The following is a 19,266-nucleotide window of genomic DNA, read 5'->3' as shown; positions in this document are numbered from 1 at the left end:
GCTACATTCGCGCCGTTCATGAGGCCATAAGGGCTGCTCACAGGCAATCCGGGCACCACGCACCCGCGTGCGGGCCCGAAAGGCAGGAGACCGCACCGCAGATGACGGAACGACCCGCGCAGCGCACCCCCAACCGCCAGCTCGCCGCGCTCATCGCAGAAGCGGGGTTCTCCAACGCAGGTCTGGCCCGTCGTGTGGACCAGCTCGGCCTCGAACACGGCCTGGACCTGAGATACGACAAGACCTCGGTCACCCGCTGGCTCCGCGGCCAGCAGCCCAGAGGGACCACCCCCGCCCTCATCGCCGAGGTCTTCACCCGGCGCCTGGGCCGCCGCCTCACCGCGCAGGACCTCGGCCTGGACGCCTGCGCCCCGGTCTACGCCGGGCTGGAGTTCGCCGCGGCCCCCGAGGAGGCCGTCGACATCGTCAGCGGGCTGTGGCGCAAGGACTCCGGCAGCCAGGCCGAACTCCGCAAGATCGCCTTCACCCCGGCCGGGCTCGTGGTGCCCAGCCGCGACTGGCTGATCGGGCGGGCCGACGACCGGGTCGCCCGGACCGAGCAGCCCGCCGTGCCCCGGGTCCCCGCCCAGGGCCGTACGGCCGCCGCGCCCGCGTCCCAGCCCGCGCCGCCGCCCGCGCCCCCGCTCGCCGGGGCCGGGCAGCCGGTCCCCGGCGTGCCCCGCCAGCGCGGTCGGGCCGAGCGGGCCCAGACCGAGCAGGAAACCGGCCGGCGGGTCACCCCCGGGGACATCGCCGCGCTGCGCTCGGTGGGCGAGCTGTTCCGCAGCCTCGACGACATGTACGGCGGCGGGCACGCCCGGCAGGCCCTCGTGCGCTATCTGGAACACGAGTGCGAGCCGATGCTGCGCGGCAGCTACGGCGAGCAGACCGGACGCCGCCTGTTCGCGGCGGCGGCCGACCTCACCCGGCTCGTCGGCTGGACGTCGTACGACATCGCCGCGCACGGCCTCGCCCAGCGCTACTTCGTCCAGGCGCTCCGGCTCGCCCAGGCCGCCGGGGACCGGGCCTACGGCGCCTACGTCCTGGTCACCATGAGCCGGCAGGCCGTCTACCTGGCGCACGGACGGGAGGCCGTCCAACTGGCCCGGGTGGCGCAGCAGGGCCTCGGCGGCTCCGCGCCGCCCGCCGTGCAGGCGCTGCTGCACGCGGCCGAGGCACGCGGGCACGGGGTGCTCGGCGAGGTCCGCGCCTGCACCGCGTCGCTGGCCCGCGCCGAACGCGCCCTGGAGGCGGCCAGGCCCGGCGACGAGGTCCCCTTCTGGGCGCGCTCCTACGACGAGGGACAGCTCGCCGACGAACTGGGGCACTGCCACCGGGACCTCCAGCAGTACCGCGCCGCCGCCCAGCACGCCGAACGCGCCCTCCAGCTGCGCGCCCCGGCGTACGCCCGCAGCCGCCTGTTCAGCCGGGTCGTCCTCGCCACCGCCCGCCTCGGCCTCGGCGACCTCGAACAGGCCTGCCGCCTGGGCGCCGAGGCCGCCGCCCAGGCGGCCGACATGCGCTCGGTCCGCGCCGACGAATACGTCCGCGACTTCGAACGCCGCCTGGAGCCCTACAAGGACGCGCCCCCGGTCCGCACGTACCGCGACAAGGTGGCGTCCCTGGGCTGAGAAGCCGGGAGCGCGGTGGGGGAGGTGCTGCCGCGCCGTGTGGGCCGGCGCGGTGGTGCCTGGTCGCGGGCGGGGTGGGTGGTGGGTGCTGGTCGGTCGCGGGTGTGGCCGGGTATCGGGGTGCGGGCGGTGCCGGGAGGGTGAGGGTGCTGCCGGGCGTGTGGGTCGGCGTGGTGGTGCCTGGTCGCGGGTGGGGTGGGTGATGGGCGTCTGTCGGTCGCGGGTGGTGCCTGCCGCCTGCTCGGCGGAGCGGGCGTGGACCGGCCGCCGTCCTCGCGGCCGGGGCGGCACCGGCACCGTCCGTGTCGCGCCCGGCCGACCGCTCGGCTCCCGTCGGCACCGACCGGACGGCGTCGCCGTGACCGTCCCCGGCCCGGCCGCCCGGTCGTGCCGGCGGCGGTCTCGGGAGGCCCCGCGGGCCGCCGCTGACCCCCACCGAGGGGGCAGGCCCGGGTGCTCTCGGGCGAGCCCGCGGGGTCCAGGGGCGGAGCCCCGGTGGGGTCGAAGGGGCGAAGCCCCTGGGAACGGGACGGGAAGGGGCGGCGGGGGCGAGAACCCTGGGCCCACCGGCCGGTGCCCCGGGCCCACAGGGCTCCGGCTTCTGGGCCACCGGCCACCCGGGCTTTGCCCCCCGGGCCACACCGGCCTCCGACGTACCCGCCTCCGGCTCAACGGCCCCGGCCCGTCGGCCTCCGACGTACCGGCCTCCGGCTCAACGGCCCCGGCCCGTCGGCCTCCGACATACCCGCCTACGGCTCACCGTGCCGTCCGCCGCACGGGCCCGCCCCCGGGGGCCCTTCCCCGGGCCCTTCCCCGGGGCCTCCTCCGTCCACCGCCCCGCCCGAGGGCCCCGTCTCCTCCCGCAACCCCCGGAGGGACCCCCCTCAGGCCGCCGCCGCCCGTGGCGTAGTCGTCGGGAGGGGATCCGCGCTGTGCATCGGGCGGCCCGTGCCGAGGTCGGCGAGGATCGCGGCGGCGGCGCGGTGGGCCGAGTGCAGGGCGCCCTGGAGGGTGCTGGTGTCGCGGTGGTCGCCGCAGACGTAGAGGCCGGCGAGCAGCCGCACCGGCCGCCGCAGATCGTGCGGCGCGCCCATCGCGGGCACCGCCTCTGCGTGGTGGTGGACGGCGAGCGTCTCCCAGCGGTCGGTCGAGGTGCCGTAGAGGCGGGCCAGATGACGGCGTACGGCGGTGTCGACGTCGGCCGAGGGCGTGCCCAGGACCGTGGAGGAGACCAGGGCGCGCCCGGCCGGGGCGCGGGACGGGTCCACGCGGCTCACCACGGCCGTGTGCGCGACCGGCCCGCCCCGCTCCGCGTCGAGCAGCAGGTGCGCGCCCGTCTCGGGCGGCTCGTCCGTGGTGTGGTGCACCACGGTCACCGGGTGGAAGCCGGGGACCCGCAGTCCGGGCAGCAGCGTGGCGGCGGTCCGCGCGCCGGTGGCCACCAGCACCGCGTGGCAGCGGATCTCGCCGTGCTCGGCCGTGGCCACCGTGTTGGTGGACACGGAGGTGACCCGCACGCCGGTGCGCACGGTGCCCGGCGGCAGCGTGCTCGCGAGGAGTTCCGGCAGCACCTCCGCGCCGCCCTCCGGCAGGCACAGCCGCCCGGTGGCGAAGGCGCGCAGCGCCAGGTCGGCGCAGCGGCTGGACGTGGTGAGGTCCGGGTCGAACAGCAGCGCGGACAGCAGCGGCCGCAGGAAGCCGTCGACGGTGCGGGCGGGCAGCCCGCGCTCCGCTAGGGCCTGGGCCGCGGGCACGTCCGGGCGGGCCAGGAGGCGTTCGACCGGGGTGGCGGCGATCCGGGCCAGGGCGGCGCGCACCCGCAGCGGGGTGCCGATGCCGAAGGGCTGGGCGCGGTCGGCCGCCGGTGCGAAGCGGCCGGGCCGGGCCGGCGCCGCGGAGCCGGGCGCGGCGAAGTCGTCGGGCCGGGCCGCCCGGGACCGCGGCGGCGGCACGGGGCGCAGGGCACGGACGCCCCGGCCGCCGGGCAGCGCCGCGGAACGGGGGGCGCTCGCCAGGGCGCGCACGGCATGCAGTGCGCTCCGCGCGCTTCCGCCGCCCGCCGGGGCACCCGCCCGGTGGCGCCGCCCGTCGTGGTGCAGCAGGACCCCCGGCGCGAAGGGACGCAGCACGAGCGCGTCCAGCCCGGGGCTGCGGGCCAGTTGGGGATACGACGTGAACAGCGGCTGCCCGATCCGGTCGAGCCGGAACCCGTCGATCTTCTCCGTCGCCATGCGACCGCCCACGAAGGGGGCGGCCTCCAGGACCACTGTCGTCACTCCTGCGCTGGTCAGCCGATGTGCCGCGGAGAGTCCGGCGACCCCGGCTCCCACCACCACGACATCCACCTGGTACGCGGGCTCAAGCACGTGCCCCTCCTCGAGGTTGCGCGACCGGTGGGGCGGTGATGCCCTCGACCGGCTTGAGGAATACCCGAGTTCGGCACGAGATTAGGGCGCCGTCCGGTCAGGGACAGTCGCGCATGGACAGGGCACGGTCGCACGGCGGTCGCATACGGCCGTACGCGCACGGCGCCCGCCCCGAGGACACCGCCCCCCGGCCCACCCCGCCCGCCCCACCGCGCCCACCGCCTCCCGTACGTCCCTCCCCGCACCACGGCCGCCCGTACGCCTCTCCCCGCACCACGGCCGCGCCCGCCCCGGCGCCGCCCCGGCGCCGCGCCCGCGACCCGCCACTCCCGGCGACTTCCGGCGGCTCCCGGCGGCTCCCGGCGCGGCCGCCTACGGGACCCGGACGTCCCGTCCGCGGGACCGCGCGCGGAGCGGCCTCCGCCCCCAGGACGGTGTCCTCACAGCGCCGCCCGCACCGCGTCCTCGATCCCGGGGAAGGCGAACACGAACCCGGACTCCAGCAGCCGCCGCGGCAGCACCCGCGCGCTGCCCAGCACGTCCCCGGCCATCTCCCCGAGCGCGGCCCGCAGCACCGGCGCCGGGACCGGCAGCAGCGCGGGCCGGTGCAGCACCCGGGCCATCGCCGCGGTGATCTCACGGTTCGTCAGCGGCTCGGGCGCGGTCAGATTGACCGGCCCGGACAGCGACTCGGTGTCGATGAGATGCCGCAGCGCCGCCACCTCGTCGTGCAGCGCGATGAACGACCAGTACTGCCGCCCGTCGCCCATCCGCCCGCCGAGCCCGGCCCTGAACAGCGGGAACAGCCTCCCCCACGCGCCGCCCTCACGGGCCACCACCAGACCGGTGCGCGCGAACACCGTCCGCACGCCCGCCTCCTGCGCCGCGGCCGCCGCCTCCTCCCACTCCACGCACAGCGCGGCCAGGAACCCGTCGCCGGGCGGCGCGTCCTCGTCCACGGCCGTCCCGCCCGTGTCGCCGTAGAAGCCGATCGCGCTGCCGCCGACGAAGACCCGCGGCGGGGTGTCCAGGGCGGCGGCGGCCTCGGCCAGCGCCGCCGTGCCGAGCACGCGGCTGTCGCGCAGCGTCCGCTTGTACGCGTCCGTCCAGCGATGGTCGCCGACCCCGGCGCCCGCCAGGTCGACCACCGCGTCGCAGCCGATGAGCCCCGCCGTGTCCACGTACTGCCGCTCCGGGTCCCAGCGGACCTCGTCCGCGCCGCGCACCGGCCGGCGCACCAGACGCACCACCTCGTGCCCGTCGGCGGTCAGGGACCGCACCAGCGCGCTGCCGATCAGACCGGACGCCCCGGCCACCGCGATGCGTGAACGTTCCATGCGCCCCATCCTGCCCCGGCGTGCCCCTCCCACCCCCGCGCCCCGCCACGGAAATCCCCGGGACAGCCACCCGGGCCGCCCCTACAGTGCCCCCATGCCCGACAGCACAGACAGCACAGACAGCACAGACAGCACCGACAGCACCCGCATATCCGACGGCGCCGTCCCCGCGCCCGGCGCCGCCCCCCACACGCCCCCGGCCGCCCCGCGCATCCGCCGGGCCCGAGCGGCGGACGAAGAGGCCCTGGCCCGGCTCGACGGGGCCACCTGGTCCCCGCTGCACTCGGTGCAGCCGCGCCCCGAGGAGCCGTACCCGCCGTTCTTCACCGAACGCACCGGACCGGACCACCACCTGGTCGCCGAACTCGACGGCCGCCCGGTCGGCTACGTCCGCCTCGGCCACCCCACCGAACTGGCCGCCAACACGCACGTCCAGCAGATACGCGGCCTCGCCGTCGCCGAGGAGGCCCGCGGCGCCGGAACGGGCCGCGCCCTGGTGCGCGCCGCCGTCGAGGAGGCCCGCCGCCTCGGCGCCCGCCGCATCACCCTGCGCGTCCTGGGCCCCAACACCCCCGCCCGCAGGCTCTACGAGTCCGAGGGCTTCGTCGTGGAGGGCGTCCAGCCCGGGGAGTTCTTCCTGGACGGCGCCTATGTCGACGACGTCCTGATGGGCCGTCCGCTGGTCTGAGCCGCACGCGGCCCGGTGCCTCAGGCGGCGACGAGCCGGCCCGTGTCCACCGCCGCCGTGGCGGCCGCCGCCCGCCGCGCGTCCGCGGCGACCTCGGCGGCGGTCAGCGCGTACCCCGTCTCGGCGTCCGAGGTGGAACGGGCGAACACCATGCCGTAGACCCGGCCGTCCGTGGTCAGCAGCGGGCCGCCGGAGTTGCCCGGCCGGACCGTGGAGCGGATCGAGTAGATCTCCCGGGTGACGGAGGCGTCGTTGTAGATGTTCCGGCCGGTGGCCCGGATCCGGTTCGCCACCGTCGCCGCCTGGAGGTCGAGGCCGCCGTCCTGCGGATAGCCGGCGACCACGGCCGCGTCGCCGCGCCCGGCGGTGTCGTCGAACCGCAGCACGGGGGCGCGCAGCCCGGGGACGTAGAGCACGGCCACGTCCCGGTCCGGGTCGAACAGGACCACCCGCGCGGCGTACGTGTGCCCGACGCCGCCGATCTGCACGTACGGGGTGTCGATGCCCGCCACCACGTGCGCGTTGGTCATCACGCGCTGGCGCGCGAACACGAAGCCGCTGCCCTCGCGGCCCTGGTCGCCCGACGAGCCCTCGATCTTCACCGTGCTGAGCCGGGCGGCGTTCGTCGCGCTCGCCGTGACGCTGTCCCCGGAGGGCCGGGCGACACCGGCCGCCGGTTCGTTCTCGAACGGGTTGAAGACCTGCGGGAAGCCCGCCTCGGTCAGCGCGGAGGTGGCCCGCGAGAACCAGGCCGGGGTGGTGTCCGGCATCGCGTCCTGCACCGCGCCCAGCAGCTTCGAGTCCCGTATCGCCGTCGTCACCAGGGGGGAGGAGGAGGCGCCCAGGACGCTCGCCGCCACCCAGGCCACGATCAGCACCGCCACCGCGTTGGCGGCGGCCCCGCCGATCCCGTCGGCCGCCCGCAGCGAGCCGCCACCGGCGCCCTCCAGCCGGCTCCGCAGCCGCAGCGCGAGGCGCCCCGCCAGTTCGTGCCCGGCGACCGCGGGCACCAGGACCGTGACCACGGCGGTCACCGTCGCCGCCGTACTCCCGCGCGTGACCAGGTCCATCACCCACGGCAGCACCCAGACGCCGACGGCCGCGCCGCCCACGAAACCGGCCAGCGAGACACAGCCGGCCACCAGACCGCGCCGGTAGCCGGACGCCGCGTACAACACGATGACCAGCAGCAGCACGAGGTCGAGCAGATCCACGCAGGCCGCCTTTCTCTCGGGCCCGGACACGCCCCGGGACGGACCCGGTGAGCGGCGTGACCGGTCACGCACAGGGGGTCGGGAACCGGCCGTGTGTACGTGTATCCGGAGAAACGCCCCGGACCAGGACGATGGTTCCACCAGGTGGCACAGCACACATCGCGGACGGCGCGGATGGGGGTGATCGTGAAGCCATGCGTGGAGTGGGAGATCCCGGGCCGCCCGAGCGTGCCCGAAGACCGTGGCGGTGGAGTGCCGGACGATGGCGAGGGCCCCGGAGCCGGTGGAGCGGACGGGGCGGGGGCCGGAACCGGAACCGGTGGAACGGCGGCGGACCGGACGGGGCGTGGCGGCTGACGGCCGTGCGCCGGCGGACACGGCGCCTGCGACGCGCCCTCGTCGCGCTGCTGTGCTTCCTGCCGGCCGCCGCGGCCGTCGGCGCGTTGCTGCTGGGCGCGGAGGGCGTCGGCCGCATCGTGACCGGACGGGCGCCCGCCGGAGCGCACGCGCAGGAGCCCGGCGCCCGGCCCGAGCAGGCGGCGCCGGCCGGCTCCGCCGTCGCGCACGGAGCGCCCCGGCCGCGCATCGTGCCCCGCTCGGTCTGGCTGGACGCCACCGCGCGGCGCGTGCAGCCGCCGCCGCGCTACGACGACAAGGTCGTCGCGGTCTTCGTCCACCACACCGACTCGCCCAACGGCTACGCCTGCGCCGAGGCCCCGCAGATCATCCGCCACCTCTACGCCGGCCAGACCGGCGCCCGCCGCTGGGACGACATCGGCTACAACTTCCTCGTCGACCGCTGCGGCACGATCTACGAGGGCCGCGCCGGGGGCGTCGACCGGGCGGTCACCGGCGCCCACACCCAGGGCTTCAACCACCGCACGGCGGGCATCGCGGCCATCGGCACGTTCACCGCGGGGACGCCCGTGCCGCGCGCCATGACCGACGCGATCGCCGCGCTGGCCGCCTGGAAACTCGGCCTCGCGGGCGTCGACCCGCGCGGCAGCGTCGCCCTGGTCTCCAGCAACCGGCTCGCCCGCTACACCGCGGGCACCACCGCGCTGCTCCCGGCCCTGGCCGGCCACACCGACGGCTTCCGCACCAACTGTCCGGGCGCCGCCCTCACCGTCCGCCTCCCCGCCATCCGGCAGACGGCGGCCCGCCTCCAGGGCCGTATCTGACCCACGGGCCCAGCAGCCGCTCGGCAGGGATCACGTGGCCCGGTACGCCCGGCCCCCGGAACCGGCCGCCCGCCCGCGCCCCGTCACTCCCGGAAGCGTTCCCACAGCCGCGGATAGCGCCGGGCCAGCTCGTCGTCGTCCTCGAACGCGACCGGGGTGCCCTCCGGTTCCGCCGGGGCGGGCGGGATGCCCAGGTCGGGGGCGACCGTGCCGGTGAGCTGCTCGTAGGCCTCGTCGGCCGCGTACCCCAGCTCCTCGCCGTCGCCGTCGATCTCCTCGTCGAAGTCGTCGAGCAGACCGGCCAGCGCGTCCGGGTCGTGCAGCGCGCCCTCGAACACCTCCCGCCCCTGGCCGATCAGCCAGCACCGGAAGAAGTCGAAGGCGTCGTCGCTGGCCCCGTCCAGCAGCACCCACGCGGCACCCCACAGGTCCCAGCGGTAGGCGCGGTGGTAGCGGGACTCGAAGTGCCGGGCGAAGTCCAGGACCCGCTCGGGGTCGAACGCGAGCAGCCGCTCCACGAGCAGGTCCGCCTGCTCCTCGGGATCACCCTCGGCGGCCCCGCGCGTCGCGTCGATCAGCTCCCAGAACTCCGTCTCGTCCATCACGGTGTCCAGCATCGGCCCTGCCCCCGCGCGCCGCACGCGGAGCCCGCGGAAGGGCGTCCGCCGCCGCGTCCCCGCCCCCGCCTCCGGGCTCGTGCCCGCCTCCGGGCTCGTGCCCGTCCCCGGGTCCGTACAGCCGCGCCAGGCGCCGGGCGTCGCGGGCGAGGCGGGCGCGCAGGGACGGCGGGGCCAGCACCTCCGCCTCCGGGCCGAGCGCCGTGAGCTGGGCGTGGGCGACCTCCTCGGACTCCACCGGCAGGGTCACCGTGCGCCGGCCGTGCCCGTCGGCGGGAGGGGCACCGGCCAGCGCCGCGCGCGCCGCCACCGGGTCGACCACCTGCGCCAGCCGCCGCGCGCCCTCCTCGGACAGCCGTACGACGGCCTCGGCGCGCAGGATCGAGCGGGCGAACTGCTCGGCGCGCTCCGCCCAGAAGGCGGGCAGGTCGAAGCTCTCGTCCCGCGCGAACCCCGCTCCGTCCCCCTTCCGCGCCTCCACGGCCGTGAAGCGGTCCACCCGGTAGACGCGGAACCCCAAGGGAGCGGAAGACGGTTCCCCGCCCGCCGCATGGGCCCCCGCGACCCGCGCGCACAGGTACCAGACCCCCGCCTTCAGCACGAGCCCGTACGGCTCCAGCTCCCGCGCCACCTCGGTCCCGCCGTCCTCGCCCGCCCCGCGCCGGTACCGCACGGTGACGACCCGGTCGGCCCGGACCGCCTCCGCGACGGCGGGCAGCAGCTCGGGCACCTCGGGCTCGCGGAACCAGGCCGGGGCGTCCAGATGGAAGCGCTGTGCCGCCGTGCGCGGGGCGTCGCGCACCGAGGGGAGCAGCGCGGCCGACACCTTCAGCCGGGCGGCCGAGGCGGCGTCCGCCAGCCCCATGTCGCGCAGCGCGTCCGGTACGCCGCTGAGGAACAGCGCCTCCGCCTCGTCGCGCGCCAGACCGGTCAGCCGGGTGCGGTAGCCGCCCACCAGCCGGTAGCCGCCGGCCCGCCCCCGGTCGGCGTAGACCGGCACCCCCGCCTCCGACAGCGCCTGCGCGTCCCGCGTGACGGTCCGCTCCGACACCTCCAGCTCCCGGGCCAGCTCGGCGGCGGTCATCGGCTGCCGCGCCTGGAGCAGCAGCACCATCCTGATCAGCCGGGCGGCACGCATACGGCCATCATGCCGGGCCCCACCGACAACGACGACAACGACGACAACGGCGAGGGCGGCGAGGACGACGGCGGAGGACGAAGACGACGGCGGAGGACGAAGACGGCGGCGGAGGGGTACGGCAGTTGCTGCCGCACCCCTCCGCCGCCTGTCGCGTCCGCCGGCCCCTACAGGCCGTACTTCTCGCGGGCCTCCTTGACCGCCGAGGCCTTCACCTCGCCGCGCCGGGCCAGCTGGGCCAGTGCCGCGACGACGATCGACTCGGCGTCCACACCGAAGTGGCGGCGGGCCGCGTCACGGGTGTCCGACAGGCCGAAGCCGTCGGCGCCCAGCGAGGACCAGTCCTGCTCGACCCACTGCGCGATCTGGTCCGGGACCTGGCGCATGTAGTCGGACACGGCCAGCACCGGGCCCTCGGCGCCCTGGAGCGCCTGCCGTACGTACGGCACCCGCTCCTCGCCGCGCAGCAGCGCCGCGTCGGCCTCCAGGGCGTCCCGGCGCAGCTCGGTCCAGGAGGTCGCCGACCACACGTCGGCGGCCACGCCCCACTCCTCGGCCAGCAGCCGCTGCGCGGTCAGCGCCCAGTGGATCGCGGTGCCCGAGCCGAGCAGCTGGATCCGCGGGGCGTTCGCCGGGGCGGACAGACCGGCCGACTCCGCCGTGTTGAAGCGGTACAGGCCCTTGACGATGCCCTCGTCGATGCCGAGACCGGACGGCTTGGCCGGCTGCGGCAGCGGCTCGTTGTAGACGGTGAGGTAGTAGAAGACGTTCTGGTCCTCGCCCTCGGCCGCCTCGCCGTACATCCGGCGCAGGCCCTCCTTCACGATGACCGCGATCTCGTACGCGAACGCCGGGTCGTAGGAGAGCGCCGCCGGGTTGGTCGCGGCGATGACCGGCGAGTGGCCGTCGGCGTGCTGGAGGCCCTCGCCCGTCAGCGTGGTGCGGCCGGCCGTCGCGCCGACGAGGAAGCCGCGGCCGAGCTGGTCGCCGAGCTGCCACATCTGGTCGGCGGTGCGCTGCCAGCCGAACATCGAGTAGAAGATGTAGAACGGGATCATCGCCTCGCCGTGCGTCGCGTACGACGACGAAGCGGCGATGAAGTCGGCCATCGAACCGGCCTCGGTGATCCCCTCGTTGAGGATCTGGCCGTTCTCGGCCTCCTTGTAGTACATCAGCTGGTCGCGGTCGACCGGCTCGTACGTCTGGCCCTTGGGGGAGTAGATCCCGAGGGACGGGAAGAGGCTCTCCATGCCGAAGGTGCGCGCCTCGTCGGGGACGATCGGCACCCAGCGCCTGCCCGTCTCCTTGTCGCGGACCAGGTCCTTGACCAGGCGGACGAAGGCCATGGTGGTGGCCACGTTCTGGGTGCCGGAGCCCTTGTCGAAGGAGGCGAACGCCTTGTCGGCGGGGGCGGGCAGCGGCGCGAGCGGGTGCACGCGGCGGGCCGGGGCCGGGCCGCCGAGGGCCGCGCGGCGCTCCTGGAGGTAGCGCACCTCGGGGGAGTCGGCGCCGGGGTGGCCGTAGGGCACCTGGCCGTCGACGAAGTCGCTGTCCCTGATCGGCAGGTCGAGGCGGTCGCGCATCGCCTTGAACTCGTCCACCGTCAGCTTCTTCATCTGGTGGTTGGCGTTCTTCGAGGCGAAGCCGTCGCCGAGGGTGTGGCCCTTGACCGTCTGGGCCAGGATCACCGTCGGGGCGCCCTTGTGCTCCAGGGCCGCCTTGTACGCGGCGTAGACCTTGCGGGCCTCGTGGCCGCCGCGGGAGAAGTGGAAGCACTCGACGATCTTGTCGTCGCTGAGCAGCTTCGCCATCTCGGCCAGCGCCGGGTCGGCGCCGAAGAAGTCCTGGCGGATGTAGGCGGCGTCCCGGGTCTGGTACGTCTGGACCTGGGCGTCCGGCACCTGGCGCAGCCGGCGCAGCAGCGCGCCCGTGGTGTCGAGCTGGAACAGCTCGTCCCAGGCGGTGCCCCACAGCGACTTGACCACGTTCCAGCCGGCGCCGCGGAACTGGGCCTCCAGCTCCTGCACGATCTTGAAGTTGGCGCGGACCGGGCCGTCCAGGCGCTGGAGGTTGCAGTTGATGACGAAGGTCAGGTTGTCCAGACCCTCGCGGGAGGCGAGCGCGAGAGCCGCCGTCGACTCCGGCTCGTCCATCTCGCCGTCGCCGAGGAACGCCCACACGTGCGAGGACGAGACGTCCTTGATGCCGCGGTTGGTGAGGTACCGGTTGAAGCGCGCCTGGTAGATCGCCGACAGCGGGCCGAGGCCCATGGAGACGGTCGGGAACTCCCAGAGCCAGGGCAGGCGCCGCGGGTGCGGGTAGGACGGCAGGCCGTTGCCGCCGGCCTCCTGGCGGAAGTTGTCCAGGTGCTGCTCGGTGAGCCGGCCGTCGAGGAAGGCGCGGGCGTAGATGCCCGGGGAGGCGTGGCCCTGGATGTACAGCTGGTCGCCGGAGCCGTCGCCTTCCTTGCCGTGGAAGAAGTGGTTGAAGCCGGTCTCGTACAGCCAGGCAGCCGAGGCGAAGGTGGCGATGTGGCCGCCGACGCCGTACTTGGAGCCACGGGTCACCATCGCCGCCGCGTTCCACCGGTTCCACGCGGTGATACGGGCCTCCAGGGCCTCGTCACCGGGGACGGCCGGCTCCGCGGCGGTCGGGATGGAGTTGACGTAGTCCGTCTCCAGCAGCTTGGGCAGGGCGACACCAGTGCCCTCCGCGCGCTCCAGCGTGCGGCGCATCAGGTACGCCGCGCGGTGCGGCCCGGCCGCCTGGGCGACGGCGTCCAGGGAGGCCTGCCACTCGGCGGTCTCCTCGGGGTCGCGGTCCGGGAGCTGGTCGAGCTCGCTCGGCTGGATGGCGTTGGGGTCGGTCATGTCGCCGCCTTCCTCAGTCGAAGGGGGTTCCCTCATCTGGTAAGGGTTCGGGGGTGCCCTAGGTCTTTGGCAGGACAGGGCTGAGGGCCCTGGTCAGAGCCCGTCGCCGACTGTAACCCCCTGATCGATGATCGATCAAAGGGTTGAGGGGGAAAACCTCTCGATTCCGAGAAAGTCGGCACCCGGTGCCTTTCGGGCAGGCACGCCGTGCCGCATTTTCGAACTGTTTCCGCAGGTGAGCGGGGAAGTGCTCGACTGGCGTCAGGGGCGCGGAGCGCACCCCAGGACATGCGCCTTGACCAGTTCCGCGATCCGCGGATCACGCCGCCGGAACGCCTGCACCAGCTCCTCGTGCTCCTCCGCGTACGACTGCTGCACCGTGCCGAGCCAGCGGATCGACAGCGCCGTGAACACCTCGATGCCCAGCCCCTCCCAGGTGTGCAGCAGCACCGAGTTGCCGGCCGCGCGCACCAGCTCCCGGTGGAAGCCCACGGTGTGCCGCACCTGCGCGGTCCCGTCGGCGCGCCGGTCGGCCTCGTAGAGCGCGGACACGTGCGGCTCCAGGGCCGAGCAGTCCTCCGCGAGCCGTCCGGCGGCCAGCTCCGCCGCTATGGCCTCAAGACCGGCCCGGACCGGGTAGCTCTCCTCCAGGTCGGCGGCGGTCAGATTGCGCACCCGGACGCCCTTGTTGGGCGCCGACTCGATCAGCCGCAGCGACTCCAGCTCGCGCAGCGCCTCCCGCACCGGCGTCTGGCTGACCTCCAGCTCGGTCGCGATCCGCCGCTCCACGATCCGCTCGCCCGGCTTCCAGCGCCCGCTGACGATCCCCTCCACGATGTGCTCGCGGATCTGCTCGCGCAGCGAGTGGACGACGGGCGCGGTCATGGAGGCTCCTTAAAACGGGACCGAAGACGGCCCCCGGGGGCATTGACGCTTAGACAATACGGCGGTCCGCGCGCGGCGGAAGGGCGCATACGGGCGCTTTCACGCAGGTGAGACGAGGCTTACACGCCGTGATGGCCAAGAAACGGCAAACGGCGGCGCCCCCGCCCGGAGTGCTCCGGACGGGGGCGCCGCACCAGCTCCCGGCGGGGAGCGGAGAGGTCAGAGACCCAGCTCGACCTCGAACTCGCCCGCCTCCAGGATCGCCTTGACCGCCGTCAGGTAACGGGCCGCGTCGGCGCCGTCCACCAGGCGGTGGTCGTAGGAGAGGGTCAGGTAGGTCATGTCGCGGACGCCGATGACCGTGCCCTCCTCGGTCTCGATGACGGCCGGACGCTTGACCGTGGCACCGATGCCGAGGATCGCGACCTGGCCCGGCGGCACGATGATCGTGTCGAAGAGCGCGCCGCGCGAACCGGTGTTGGAGATGGTGAAGGTCGCACCGGACAGCTCGTCCGGCGTGATCTTGCTGGCCCGCACCTTGCCCGCCAGCTCGGCCGTGGCCTTGGCGATACCGGCGATGTTGAGGTCACCGGCGTGCTTGATGACCGGGGTCATCAGGCCCTTCTCGGAGTCCACCGCGATACCGACGTTCTCGGTGTCGAAGTAGGTGATGGTCCCCTCGGCCTCGTTGATCTTGGCGTTGATGGCCGGGTGGGCCTTCAGCGCCTGCGCGGCGGCCTTGACGAAGAACGGCATCGGGGAGAGCTTGACGCCCTCGCGCGCCGCGAAGGAGTCCTTCGCCTGCGCGCGCAGCCGCATCAGCCGGGTCACGTCGACCTCGACCACCGAGGACAGCTGCGCCTGCTCGTGCAGGGCCTTGACCATGTTGTCGCCGATGACCTTGCGGATCCGCGGCATCTTCACGGTCTGGCCGCGCAGCGGGGAGGCCTCCAGGGCGGGGGCCTTCTTCGCGGCGGGCGCGGCAGCGGCGGCGGCCGGGGTCTTCGCGGCCTCGGCCGCGGAGAGCACGTCCTGCTTGCGGATGCGTCCGCCGACGCCGGTGCCCTTGACGGCGCCCAGGTCGACGCCGTTCTCGGCGGCGAGCTTGCGCACCAGCGGGGTCACGTAGGCACCGTCGTCGGTCGCCTGGGCGGCCGGGGCGGGGGCGGCCGGAGCGGCGGCCGGGGCCGGGGCGGGCGCCGGAGCCGGGGCGGCCGGGGCCTGCGGGGCCGGGGCCGGAGCGGCGGGAGCCTGCGGGGCCGGGGCGGGGGCCGCGGGGGCGGCCGGAGCCTGCGGGGCGGCCGGTTCCGGAGCCGGGGCCGGGGCCGCGGGGGCCGGGGCGGGGGCGGCCGGAGCCGGGGCGGCCGCGGGAGCGGCACCCGGGGCACCGATGACGGCGAGCTTGGCGCCGACCTCGGCGGTCTCGTCCTCGCCGACCACGATCTCCAGGAGCACGCCGGAGGTGGGCGCCGGGATCTCGGTGTCGACCTTGTCCGTGGAGACCTCCAGCAGCGGCTCGTCGGCCTCGACGGAGTCGCCGACCGACTTCAGCCAGCGGGTGACGGTGCCCTCGGTGACGGACTCACCGAGCGCGGGCAGGACCACGTCCGTGCCCTCGGCGCCACCGGCGGGGGCGGCGGGCGCCTGAGCGGCAGGAGCCGGGGCCTCGGCGGCGGGGGCCTCGGCGACGGGGGCCGGGGCGGGCTCGGCGGCCGGGGCGGGCTCGGCCTCGGCGGCGGGCGCCTCGGCAGCGGCGGGGGCGCCCGAGCCGTCGTCGATGACGGCCAGCTCGGCGCCGACCTCCACCGTCTCGTCCTCGGCGACCTTGATGGAGGCCAGCACACCGGCGGCCGGCGAGGGGATCTCGGTGTCGACCTTGTCGGTCGAGACCTCGAGCAGCGGCTCGTCGGCCTCGACGCGCTCGCCCTCGGCCTTCAGCCAGCGGGTGACAGTGCCCTCGGTGACGCTCTCGCCGAGCGCCGGCAGGGTTACGGAAACCGCCATGGTTTCGGTTGCTCCTTACGAAGTACGGAAGTCTGTGTCGTCGCGCCCGTTGACCGAAGGCTCAGTCGTGGGAGTGGAGGGGCTTGCCGGCCAGGGCCAGGTGGGCCTCGCCGAGCGCCTCGTTCTGCGTCGGGTGGGCGTGGATGAGCTGCGCGACCTCGGCCGGCAGCGCCTCCCAGTTGTAGATCAGCTGCGCTTCGCCGACCTGCTCGCCCATGCGGTCGCCGACCATGTGGACGCCGACCACGGCACCGTCCTTGACCTGGACGAGCTTGATCTCGCCCGCGGTCTTGAGGATCTTGCTCTTTCCGTTGCCCGCCAGGTTGTACTTCAGGGCGACGACCTTGTCCGCGCCGTGGATCTCCTTGGCCTTGGCCTCGGTGATGCCGACGGAGGCGACCTCCGGGTGGCAGTACGTGACCCGGGGGACACCGTCGTAGTCGATCGGGACGGTCTTCAGACCGGCCAGACGCTCCGCCACCAGGATGCCCTCGGCGAAGCCGACGTGCGCGAGCTGGAGGGTGGGGACCAGGTCGCCGACGGCCGAGACGGTCGGGACGTTGGTGCGCATGTACTCGTCGACCAGGACGTAGCCGCGGTCCATGGCGACCCCGGCCTCCTCGTAGCCCAGGCCCTGGGAGACCGGGCCGCGGCCGATGGCGACGAGCAGGACCTCGGCCTCGAACTCCTTGCCGTCGGCGAGGGTGACCTTGACGCCGTCCTGGGTGTACTCGGCCTTCTCGAAGAAGGTGCCCAGGTTGAACTTGATGCCCCGCTTGCGGAAGGCGCGCTCCAGCAGCTTGGAGCTGTTCTCGTCCTCGACCGGGACGAGGTGCTTGAGCCCCTCGACGATGGTGACGTCGGTGCCGAAGGACTTCCACGCGGAGGCGAACTCGACGCCGATGACACCGCCGCCGAGGATGATCGCGGACTTCGGCACCCGGTCCAGCACGAGGGCGTGGTCGGAGGAGATGACGCGGTTGCCGTCGATGGTCAGGCCGGGCAGGGACTTCGGCACGGAACCGGTCGCCAGGAGGACGTGGCGGCCCTGGATCCGCTGGCCGTTGACATCGACGGAGGTCGGGGAGGACAGCCGGCCCTCACCCTCGATGTACGTCACCTTGCGGGAGGCGATCAGCCCCTGGAGCCCCTTGTACAGGCCCGAGATGACCTCGTCCTTGTACTTCTGGACGGCCGGGACGTCGATGCCCTCGAAGGTGGCCTTGACACCGAACTGCTCGCTCTCGCGGGCCTGGTCGGCGATCTCGCCCGCGTGCAGCAGGGCCTTGGTGGGGATGCACCCCTTGTGCAGGCAGGTACCGCCGACCTTGTCCTTCTCGATCAGGGCGACGTCCAGGCCCAGCTGCGCCCCGCGCAGGGCCGCGGCGTAACCGCCGCTGCCACCGCCGAGGATCACTAGGTCGAAAACGGTGCTGGCGTCGTTCGCCACGTCACGTCCTCCATGCATGTGCGCCGTGCCGGTCGTCGGTGACCGGCGGGCGGCTTGTGTCCGGCCGCTCGTTCTTCGGCCCTTTGGGTGGGGGCCCTGTCCTGCCGACGCCCATCTTCGCACTTGTCGGGGGTGAACGAGACGCGGGGCCGGGGTGTGAGACATACCACCCGCCACACGCGCCGGGACACGGGGGCGCGCCGCGCGCCGGACGCGGCGGCCCCGGGTGCGCCGGGCACCCGGGGCCGCCGCGGTGCGGGAGCGGGCCTCAGCCCAGGTCGCCCGCGGCCGTCAGCTCGGCCAGCCGGACCAGGGTGCGCACCGCGCTGCCCGTGCCGCCCTTGGGGGTGTAGCCGAAGGGGCCCTGCTCGTTGAAGGCCGGACCGGCGATGTCCAGGTGCGCCCAGGTGATGCCCTCGCCGATGAACTCGCGCAGGAACAGACCGGCGACCAGGCCGCCGCCCATCCGCTCGCCCATGTTGGCGATGTCGGCGGTCGGGGAGTCCATGCCCTTGCGCAGGTGCTCGGGCAGCGGCATCGGCCACGCCTCCTCGCCGACCTCCTCGGCGGCCTCGTGGATCGCGGAGCGGAACGCGTCGTCGTTCGCCATGATCCCGAAGGTGCGGTTGCCGAGCGCCAGCACCATCGCGCCGGTCAGCGTCGCGACGTCCACGATCGCGTCCGGCTTCTCCTGCGAGGCGGCCCACAGCGCGTCCGCGAGCACCAGCCGGCCCTCGGCGTCGGTGTTGAGCACCTCCACCGTCTTGCCGCTGAACATGCGCAGCACGTCACCGGGGCGGGTGGCGGAGCCGGAGGGCATGTTCTCGGCCAGCGCCAGCCAGCCGGTCACGTTGACCTCCAGGCCCAGCCGGGCGGCGGTGACGACGGCGGCGAAGACCGCGGCGGCACCGGCCATGTCGCACTTCATCGTCTCGTTGTGACCGGCCGGCTTGAGCGAGATGCCGCCCGAGTCGTAGGTGATGCCCTTGCCGACGAGCGCCAGGTGCTTCTTCGCCTTCGAGCTGGTGTACGACAGCTTGACCAGGCGCGGCCCGGCCGCCGAACCGGCGCCGACGCCCAGGATGCCGCCGTAGCCGCCCTTGGCGAGCGCCTTCTCGTCCAGCACCTGGATCTTCAGACCGTGCGCCTTGGCCGCGTCCTGCGCGACGGCGGCGAACGAGGCCGGGTTCAGGTCGTTGGGCGGGGTGTTGATGAGGTCGCGGGCGCGGTTCAGCTCCTCGGCGAGGGCGGTGGCGCGCTCGATCGCCGCCTTGAACGCCTTGTCGCGGGGCTTGCCGCCGAGCAGCACGGCGTCGGCCAGCGGCGCCTTGCCGCCGCGGTCCTTGGCGTCCTTGCCCTCCTCCTTGTACGTGTCGAAGGAGTACGCGCCCAGCAGCGCGCCCTCGGCGACCGCGCCGGCGTCGGCGGCGTCCGCGAGCGGCAGCGCGAACGCGGCCTTCTTCGCGCCGGTGAGGGCGCGGGCGGCCACACCGGCGGCCCGGCGCAGCGCCTCGGGGTCGAACCCGGCGTCCTTCTCGGGCGCGGCGCCCAGGCCCACCGCGAGGACGAGCGGGGCCTTGAAGCCGGACGGCGCGGGCAGCTTCGTGACCTCGCCCTCGGCCCCGGAGGCGCCGAGGGTCTCCAGGACGGCGGCGAGCTTGCCGTCGTAGGCCGCGTCGACGGCCTCGGCACCCGGTGCGAGGACCAGGGCCCCGGACCTGGATGTGCCCTTGGCGACACCGACGACGATCGCGTCGGCGCGCAGGCCGGGCGCCGCGGCGGTGCTGAGAGTGAGAGCAGTCACGGTGGTGATTTCTCGCTTCCCTGTGAAAGGTGGTTGGCCGAATACGGGTGGGTCGACCGGGCCCGACGACCGACCTCAGGC

General features: G+C 74.8%; 12 protein-coding genes and 1 pseudogene. 3 read left to right on the top strand and 10 right to left on the bottom strand.

The genetic code is table 11. The features are described from left to right. The first annotated feature begins 101 nt into the window (after positions 1 to 101). Complete coding sequence (locus A8713_RS08400; protein WP_064532704.1) at positions 102 to 1,631, top strand: hypothetical protein; 1,530 nt, start codon at positions 102 to 104, stop codon at positions 1,629 to 1,631. An 884-nt stretch (positions 1,632 to 2,515) separates the two neighbouring features. Here A8713_RS08400 and A8713_RS08395 read toward each other — a convergent pair. Both A8713_RS08395 and A8713_RS08390 read right to left on the bottom strand, forming a co-directional pair. Further along, positions 2,516 to 3,997 (bottom strand): NAD(P)/FAD-dependent oxidoreductase, encoded by a 1,482-nt coding sequence (locus tag A8713_RS08395; protein WP_064532702.1) that lies wholly within the window; start codon positions 3,995 to 3,997, stop codon positions 2,516 to 2,518. A gap of 440 nt (positions 3,998 to 4,437) precedes the next feature. After that, complete coding sequence (locus A8713_RS08390; protein ID WP_064532700.1) at positions 4,438 to 5,334, bottom strand: TIGR01777 family oxidoreductase; 897 nt, start codon at positions 5,332 to 5,334, stop codon at positions 4,438 to 4,440. A 94-nt stretch (positions 5,335 to 5,428) separates the two neighbouring features. Between A8713_RS08390 and A8713_RS08385 the strand changes: the two genes are divergently transcribed. Beyond that, positions 5,429 to 6,022 carry a GNAT family N-acetyltransferase gene (locus tag A8713_RS08385; protein WP_237305324.1) on the top strand — a complete coding sequence of 198 codons (594 nt, stop codon included), beginning with the start codon at positions 5,429 to 5,431 and terminating at the stop codon, positions 6,020 to 6,022. Between the two features lie 20 nt (positions 6,023 to 6,042). Here A8713_RS08385 and A8713_RS08380 read toward each other — a convergent pair whose 3' ends face one another. Then, complete coding sequence (locus A8713_RS08380) at positions 6,043 to 7,236, bottom strand: MarP family serine protease (RefSeq protein ID WP_064532698.1); 1,194 nt, start codon at positions 7,234 to 7,236, stop codon at positions 6,043 to 6,045. A gap of 362 nt (positions 7,237 to 7,598) precedes the next feature. Between A8713_RS08380 and A8713_RS08375 the strand changes: the two genes are divergently transcribed. Further along, on the top strand, positions 7,599 to 8,417 hold the full coding sequence (locus A8713_RS08375; RefSeq protein ID WP_107440786.1) for a peptidoglycan recognition protein family protein: 819 nt from the start codon (positions 7,599 to 7,601) through the stop codon (positions 8,415 to 8,417). Between the two features lie 83 nt (positions 8,418 to 8,500). On the opposite strand, the gene A8713_RS08370 is transcribed toward A8713_RS08375, so the two are convergent. From A8713_RS08370 to A8713_RS08340, 7 genes and pseudogenes are all read right to left on the bottom strand, one after another. After that, positions 8,501 to 9,019, bottom strand: a complete 519-nt coding sequence (locus A8713_RS08370; protein WP_064532697.1) for a DUF4240 domain-containing protein — start codon at positions 9,017 to 9,019, stop codon at positions 8,501 to 8,503. A 127-nt stretch (positions 9,020 to 9,146) separates the two neighbouring features. Beyond that, positions 9,147 to 10,172, bottom strand: a pseudogene (locus A8713_RS08365) (helix-turn-helix transcriptional regulator); the annotation flags it as partial. A gap of 167 nt (positions 10,173 to 10,339) precedes the next feature. After that, positions 10,340 to 13,042 carry a pyruvate dehydrogenase (acetyl-transferring), homodimeric type gene (gene aceE / locus A8713_RS08360; RefSeq protein ID WP_064532693.1) on the bottom strand — a complete coding sequence of 901 codons (2,703 nt, stop codon included), beginning with the start codon at positions 13,040 to 13,042 and terminating at the stop codon, positions 10,340 to 10,342. A 261-nt stretch (positions 13,043 to 13,303) separates the two neighbouring features. Continuing rightward, positions 13,304 to 13,927, bottom strand: coding sequence for a GntR family transcriptional regulator (locus A8713_RS08355; RefSeq protein WP_018567379.1), 624 nt, complete (start codon positions 13,925 to 13,927; stop codon positions 13,304 to 13,306). A gap of 219 nt (positions 13,928 to 14,146) precedes the next feature. Further along, on the bottom strand, positions 14,147 to 15,931 hold the full coding sequence (sucB, locus tag A8713_RS08350) for a 2-oxoglutarate dehydrogenase, E2 component, dihydrolipoamide succinyltransferase (protein ID WP_064532690.1): 1,785 nt from the start codon (positions 15,929 to 15,931) through the stop codon (positions 14,147 to 14,149). Between the two features lie 61 nt (positions 15,932 to 15,992). Next, a complete protein-coding gene (lpdA, locus tag A8713_RS08345) occupies positions 15,993 to 17,381 on the bottom strand; it encodes a dihydrolipoyl dehydrogenase (RefSeq protein WP_018567381.1) in 1,389 nt (462 codons plus the stop codon). 268 nt (positions 17,382 to 17,649) lie between these two features. Then, positions 17,650 to 19,185, bottom strand: coding sequence for a leucyl aminopeptidase (locus tag A8713_RS08340; protein ID WP_064532688.1), 1,536 nt, complete (start codon positions 19,183 to 19,185; stop codon positions 17,650 to 17,652). Between the last annotated feature and the right edge of the window lie 81 nt (positions 19,186 to 19,266).

This window comes from Streptomyces sp. SAT1 (assembly GCF_001654495.1).
GTDB classification, from domain to species: Bacteria; Actinomycetota; Actinomycetes; order Streptomycetales; family Streptomycetaceae; genus Streptomyces; species Streptomyces andamanensis.
This window is presented reverse-complemented; position numbering and strand designations above follow the sequence as displayed.

Excerpts from the sequence above, each read along its gene's own strand:
- A8713_RS08390 (WP_064532700.1), bottom strand. The coding sequence starts at position 5,334 with ATGGAACGTTCACGCATCGCGGTGGCCGGGGCGTCCGGTCTGATCGGC.
- A8713_RS08385 (WP_237305324.1), top strand. The coding sequence starts at position 5,429 with ATGCCCGACAGCACAGACAGCACAGACAGCACAGACAGCACCGACAGC.
- sucB (WP_064532690.1), bottom strand. The coding sequence starts at position 15,931 with ATGGCGGTTTCCGTAACCCTGCCGGCGCTCGGCGAGAGCGTCACCGAG.
- A8713_RS08355 (WP_018567379.1), bottom strand. The coding sequence starts at position 13,927 with ATGACCGCGCCCGTCGTCCACTCGCTGCGCGAGCAGATCCGCGAGCAC.
- A8713_RS08370 (WP_064532697.1), bottom strand. The coding sequence starts at position 9,019 with ATGGACGAGACGGAGTTCTGGGAGCTGATCGACGCGACGCGCGGGGCC.
- aceE (WP_064532693.1), bottom strand. The coding sequence starts at position 13,042 with ATGACCGACCCCAACGCCATCCAGCCGAGCGAGCTCGACCAGCTCCCG.
- A8713_RS08400 (WP_064532704.1), top strand. The coding sequence starts at position 102 with ATGACGGAACGACCCGCGCAGCGCACCCCCAACCGCCAGCTCGCCGCG.